General features: G+C 41.1%; 4 protein-coding genes. 1 reads left to right on the plus strand and 3 read right to left on the minus strand.

What is annotated here, in order from left to right; all coding sequences use genetic code 11:
* The first annotated feature begins 225 nt into the window (after nt 1–225).
* Entirely contained in the window at nt 226–1,374 is a 1,149-nt protein-coding gene (locus AAEZ22_RS03420; protein WP_182677147.1) for a PA0049 C-terminal domain-containing protein, read from the plus strand.
* 113 nt (nt 1,375–1,487) lie between these two features.
* Here AAEZ22_RS03420 and AAEZ22_RS03425 read toward each other — a convergent pair whose 3' ends face one another.
* The 3 genes from AAEZ22_RS03425 to AAEZ22_RS03435 form a co-directional block, all read right to left on the minus strand.
* Complete coding sequence (locus AAEZ22_RS03425) at nt 1,488–2,864, minus strand: Na+/H+ antiporter NhaC family protein (protein ID WP_352296164.1); 1,377 nt, start codon at nt 2,862–2,864, stop codon at nt 1,488–1,490.
* 135 nt (nt 2,865–2,999) lie between these two features.
* A complete protein-coding gene (gene pbp4b, locus AAEZ22_RS03430) occupies nt 3,000–4,661 on the minus strand; it encodes a penicillin binding protein PBP4B (protein ID WP_011327224.1) in 1,662 nt (553 codons plus the stop codon).
* Between the two features lie 10 nt (nt 4,662–4,671).
* Entirely contained in the window at nt 4,672–5,847 is a 1,176-nt protein-coding gene (locus AAEZ22_RS03435; protein WP_182677143.1) for an exo-beta-N-acetylmuramidase NamZ family protein, read from the minus strand.
* Nucleotides 5,848–6,357 lie beyond the last annotated feature (510 nt).

Below are 6,357 nucleotides of genomic sequence, written 5' to 3' on the forward strand. Positions count from 1 at the left end.
GCCTAAAATTAAGTGAACAAAATATAACTGCCGCCATTGTAACTAAACAATCCACTTATCGAAAAATCTATTTGCGTTCTTTTTGATTTAACAACAGCATTAGTGCTATTAGCCCTCTGCAACGTTAGGAGCTGTTAATCAATGGTTAGCCAACGAATTAATTTGCACTGCGTCTAGATGCGTAGGATAGTAACCAAATAATCGCTGTAACTGTATAGGACTACCATGCTTAAACTACTATTTGCTTCAAGTTTAATTTTTTCTTCTTGCTCGGTTTTGAGTAAAAATTTAACAACCGAAGAGCAACGAATTGAAGCCGCTACCCACGCCATGCCTCAGGTGCTAATGGCCTTTGCTGATGAGGTGAATCAATTTGAACAGCAATGGAAAAGCCTTAACAACTTTCGGCATGCAACTGACTTAATCGCTGATTATTCAAGTCAATTATGGTTAAACGCCAAACAACGCATTGTTACAACTAAAAACTACGATGATCGCGAGCTTTACTGGGCACGATTACTTTCAAGTAAAATAATTCGCTCTGTTAAGCCAAAATTTACCCTCTCAGTCGCTGAGCAAAATAACCTTTTAACTCAGTTAGAAAAAGGCAGTCGCGGTCATAACGACCTCAGCTTTACTAAAGGCAGCACTAAAAAAATTATCCTTACCGGCTTTGACCCCTTTTTATTAGATAAAAACATAAATCAAAGTAATCCATCTGGAGTTGCAGCCCTCTTACTAGATGGTCAAGTAATTAACTACCAAGGCATTAGCGCTGAAATTAACACCGTTATGGTGCCCGTTCGTTATGCCGACTTTGATCAAGGTATAATCGAAGCACTCCTCGCGCCCTATTACGCCCTGAATAATGTCGATATGATTGTTACTGTAAGCATGGGTCGCAAAGATTTTGATTTAGAAAGATTTCCCGGTAAGCGCCGCAGCGTAACTGCCCCAGACAATGCCAATATTATATTTGGTGGGACACAAACAGCTCCCTTGCTCCCAAGTTTAAATAACCAGCCACTGCCAGGTAACGAATTTGTACAATTTAGCCTTCCCGTGGCAAATATGCAGCAAGCACAAGGGCCGTATAAGGTTATTGATAATCATAAAATCACTACCTTAGAAAAAACTTACGAGCCTGCAACACTTGCCGAGCTGCAAAATAGCATTGCCGTAAATGGCTCTGGCGGTGGATACCTGTCTAACGAAATTTCGTATCGCAGTATACGCCTTCGTAATCAACTTAATTCAACCATTCCAACAGGCCATATTCACACACCCAGAATTCAACAGTTTGAGCCGAAAACGGAAGCAAAAATAGTAAAGCAAATTACCGCAATGCTAGAGCACAGCTTAAATGCGTTGTAAGTAGCTGACTTGTCGGATGGCGCGGCTGCGCCGCTTATCCGACCTACGTATAAACAAAAAGCCTGCAAATTTGCAGGCTTTTTGTCATTCAAAATGAGTAATCATAAACGCGCTTATAAAACAATTATGCTCGTTACTAAGTAGGCTATAAGTGTCAGGCCACCAGCGAACAAGGCATAGGGTAGCTGGGTTTTAACGTGAGTGAGTAAGTCACAGCCTGAGGCGATAGCCGATACTGCGCTGGTGTCGGATATGGGCGAGCAGTGATCGCCAAATATACCGCCACCTAAAATAGCGCCTAATACCAACGACGGCGGCAAACCCAATGCTTGAATAAGCGGCACGCCAATAGGGATTAAAATTGCAAAGGTGCCCCACGATGTACCCGTAGTAAACGACATAACCGCACCGGTTAAAAACAGTGCCGGTACCACCAAGTAAATAGGGAGGTAATCGCCCACTAAAGATGCCACAAACACACCAGTGCCCAACTCTTTTAAGCTTGTTCCTAAAGTTAACGATAACAATACAATGCCTACTAGTGGCAGTAATTCGCCCATGCCTTTAAAGCCTGTTTCAACTAACTTATGGTGGCTAAATTGGCGTGATGCTAGCATTAAAAAGTAAGCTACAACTATGGCTAAAACGGTTGCATACAATACCGACTTTGAGCCACTACCTTCTGCCAATACACCGTTACCTGTGTAAAACATAAAGCCCACCATGCTAACAATCAGCGTAATAAGGGGCACTAACATAAAGCGTGCTTTAGAGCCTTTTACTTCTTCTTTTAAGTCAGTTGTTTGTAGCTCTAGTTTTTGCTCAGCTTGTTTCATTGGGCCATGTACTTTATCAAACGCAATGGTGTAAAAAACAATAACAAGCGTAATTATGGCGTAAAAGTTATAGCCTACGCTGCCCCAAAGTACCGATACAGCTGATTCACCTAACTCGTAGTTACTTAATAACCCCAGTACAAATGCGCCCCAGCCATTTAGTAATATTAAAATACATACCGGCGCACTGGTGCTATCGATAATATAAGCTAAGCGGGCGCGGCTCATTTTAAATTTATCGAATAATCCGCGCGATAAAATACCCGCAGTAAGTACACTCAGGTTTGACTCTATAAACACCGCAATGCCAGTAAACATAGTTAAAAAGCCAACTTGACGCTTACTTTTCGCTATACCTTTGTTCATTAACATATTAACGGTAGCGGCTACTCCACCCGACTCGCGAATGTAGGCAAGCAAAGCACCAATCAAAATACTAAAAATTAAAATACGGGTATTGCCGGGCGAGCTTGCTACGCTAACAATACGTTCAATAGTGTTTAAAAAGGTATTAAATACACTACTGCCCTCCCCCTGTAATGCGAGTAAAAACTCTGACGAAGCCACTGCAAGCAACAGCGCCATAATAACCTCTTTGCGCCAAAATACGACAGCAATGGCGATTAACGGCGGTAAAATAGAATACCAAGACATAAATTAACCTTTATTTTAGTGTGCTTATTTACGGGGTAAATATTTTACACTTTGTTATCTAGCTTAAGTTTTACAGTCAAAACCCATTTAAGTAAACCACTAAGCACATTGATATATGCTATTTATACTGTCAGTTTATTGATTTAATAACGCTTCGTATATTAATGAAACAACCGAGCCATATTGTGCAGTTTCATAATTTTTACCACTAAATTGATAACTTTTTTGCGAGCCTGTAATTGGCGTATGCCGCGCATTAGTTAATAAAATAATCGCTAAGTCGTAAACGGGATCAATTACCGTTACTGTGCCTGTCCAACCTGTATGCCCATAAGCCTGTGCGCTTGCGTAAGGGCCAAAGTGCCAACGCCTTGCTTGGTTATTACCAGCAAGCCTAAAGCCCAGCCCGTAGGTTTCATCGCTACTTTGTGGGGTTAAAAACTGCGCTAAAGCACTTGCACTAAAAAGCTGCTTATCGCCGTAACCACCATTATTTAATAGTAGCTGACAAAGTATGGCTAAATCTGGCGCATTACTAAATAACCCCGCGTGCCCTGCTACGCCACCTAGAGAATAGTACGCACGCTCGTCATGTACTTGGCCTTGTAAAACATGGGTGCGAATATTATCAAATTTGATTCGTCCGTCTCGCGTGTTACCACCCAGCTCTGTGGCGGCAAATTGCTGAGCATTAAAGCCTTTTTTAAGGGGGTTAAACACAGTGTTATGCAATTTTAATGGCGCATATACTTGTTGCTCTAGGTAATCGTCAAGTGAAAGACCGGTTATACGCTCAACCAATACTCCTAAAATCATGTAATCAATGTCTGAATAAACATGCTGCCCGAGCGATTTTTCGCTAAGTGGCACACTGGTAAGTAAGAGCTTTTTTGTAGTATGGCTATTTTGTGAGTAAAACACATCGCCATTGCTACTGTCTTTACGATGAAAATCAAACACCGGCGGATAGCCTGCGCTATGCGTGAGTAAATCTTTTACGCGTCGCTGCTCTCGACCATCGCCTTGATACTCTGGTAAATATAATTGCACTGGCTTATTAATATTTAATAGGCCTTCGCTTACTAACTTCATTAATGCAAAGTTGGTAGCAAATATTTTAGTATTAGAGGCTAAGTCAAATAAGGTATCGGTTTGCATTGGCTCTGGGCGTAATAGCATTAAATCATTTTGTTGATACTGTTTTGCATCGCCATAAGCAGTTAATTTAATTAACTCACCATTTTTTACTACCGCTAAAACAGCACCAGGAAAACCCGCTTTAATATCTCGCTCTATTAATGCATCTACCTCACTAAAATTAGCCTGCTGATGCGACGCTTTATTTAAAGTAGGAAACGCAAAGCGCAGCGTTAAACTTGCTCCCGCTGGTTGAATGTTTGCAACTTTAAAGGTGTTAACCCCGTTATGCGTTAGCTTAGCTAAACTATATTGGTACACAGTATTAGCGCCGAGCAATTGCTTAATATTAAGCAGTTGATTATTTATATAAATGTCGGCACTTTTAGCACTATGATTTTGAATTAACAGCTGCCCATGGCCTTTATAGGCTTTAAACGTGCCGCGATTATTTACATACTCACGGCTACTAGGGTTTGGCTCAGGAAAGGTAACAATTACTTGCGCATTAGGCAGCTCAACAAGTTTACTTTGCGTTAATAGCGCCTTGGGCTCGAGCGGCTCTACAGAGGAGCTACATGCCCCCAGCATAAAACTTAAAGCCACTATTAATAACTTTTTTATACTGTAATAATTTTTATTTTTTAAATATAAGTACATAAGCTGCCTTTTACTCATATAACAAATAAGGTGCTCTTTGCTGTTTAAATTGCATCAGGGCCGCCTGCCAAGTTTGCTTTATTTGTTGTGCCGATTGCCCCGCCTCAATAGCTAAGCGCAGCTTATCGGTACCTGCTAACTTATCCATAAAATCAGCGCGCTCAAAAAACGTAATATCATTATTATTAAGCTGCTTATAAGCACTTATTAAGTAGCTTAAATCTAACCCTTTAGTGGTGGCTTGGCGTAAGTCGAGCCCCTGCACAGCTTGGTTTTTAAATTTAGGGTTTAGGGCCGCGCCTTTAATAGCGCGCGGGGTAAAACTAAACTCTCCTAAAGCAATCGGTGAATACCCTATAACCTGAAACGCAAAATCGGTGCCTCTGCCAATACTAATTGGCGTGGCTTCAAAAAAGCACAAGGACGGATAAAGCGAAATAGCAGTATCATTTGGTAAATTAGGGCTTGGCTTTATCGGTAAACTATAGCTAGTTGCGCGTGTATAACCACTAACTGGGATCACATTAAGCTCTAAAACAGCTGCTTGATTTATCCAGCCTTCACCTTTGATCATGTTTGCAAGCTCGCCCACAGTCATACCATGAACTATAGGAATGGGGTGCATACCTACAAATGACTTAAATTGTGGCTCTAATATGGGCCCATCAACATAAGCAATATTTGGGTTTGGTCTGTCAAGTACAATAAACTCCACACCTTGTTCGGCAGCTGCTTCCATCATGTAATGCATAGAGCTTATATAAGTATAAAAGCGCACACCCACATCTTGAATATCAAAAATTATTATATCAACATCAGCTAAAACTTCAGCGCTCGGTTTTTTATTGTTGCCGTAAATGGAAATAAGTGGAATACCGGTTTTACTATCAACGGCATTTTTTACGTGCGCCCCCGCATCGTGATCGCCACGAAAGCCATGCTCAGGTGCAAATATTTTAGTTATGTTTACGTTTTTTTCCCGCAGGCTATCTACTAAATGGATTTGTTCTACTGTTGATGTTTGATTAACCACCAGCCCTACGCGCTTATTTTTTAACTGCGGTAAATACTTTGTGTATTGCTGCGCCCCCACAACAATTGAACCTTTAGCTTCATCAGCTTGTACGCTGAGTATTAAAGTAGCGCTAAAAATAAAAAACAACGTAATAAATAGGGTTTTAAACATACTGCAATATCCTTTTAAACAAGGCGTTTAAAGTAACATAGGTAATAAAAAAGAGCAGCTTTAGAAAGGTGTTAAGTAATTAGAACCTGCCGTTTCTCTCGCGAACAAATTCTCCGTTAACAGGGGTGGCAATCTACAATTTTCACTTTATTTTAGGCATAAAAAACCGACTCAAATGTCGGTTAATTATGAAAGTGGTGGGCACAGGACGTATCTTGTAAGAGTGAACCTGTGACCGCACGGTTCTCGGCCACACAATAATTTCACTTTATTTCAGGCATAAAAAAACCGACTCAAGTGTCGGTTAATGTATGAAAATGGTGGGCACAGGACGTATCTTGTAAGAGTGAACCTCCGAGTGCTCGGTTCTCGGCCACACAATAATTTCACTTTATTTCAGGCATAAAAAAACCGACTCAAATGTCGGTTAATGTATGAAAGTGGTGGGCGCAGGAGGATTCGAACCTCCGACCGCTCGGTTCGTAGCCGAGTACTCTATCCAGCTGAGCT

Origin of the sequence: Pseudoalteromonas sp. 20-MNA-CIBAN-0454 (assembly GCF_040308685.1) — a bacterium.
Lineage (GTDB): Bacteria > Pseudomonadota > Gammaproteobacteria > Enterobacterales > Alteromonadaceae > Pseudoalteromonas > Pseudoalteromonas nigrifaciens.

What these genes read in the sequence shown, in the direction of transcription:
- AAEZ22_RS03420 (WP_182677147.1), top strand. Translation starts at nt 226, where the DNA reads ATGCTTAAACTACTATTTGCTTCAAGTTTAATTTTTTCTTCTTGCTCG.
- AAEZ22_RS03425 (WP_352296164.1), bottom strand. Translation starts at nt 2,864, where the DNA reads ATGTCTTGGTATTCTATTTTACCGCCGTTAATCGCCATTGCTGTCGTA.
- pbp4b (WP_011327224.1), bottom strand. Translation starts at nt 4,661, where the DNA reads ATGTACTTATATTTAAAAAATAAAAATTATTACAGTATAAAAAAGTTA.
- AAEZ22_RS03435 (WP_182677143.1), bottom strand. Translation starts at nt 5,847, where the DNA reads ATGTTTAAAACCCTATTTATTACGTTGTTTTTTATTTTTAGCGCTACT.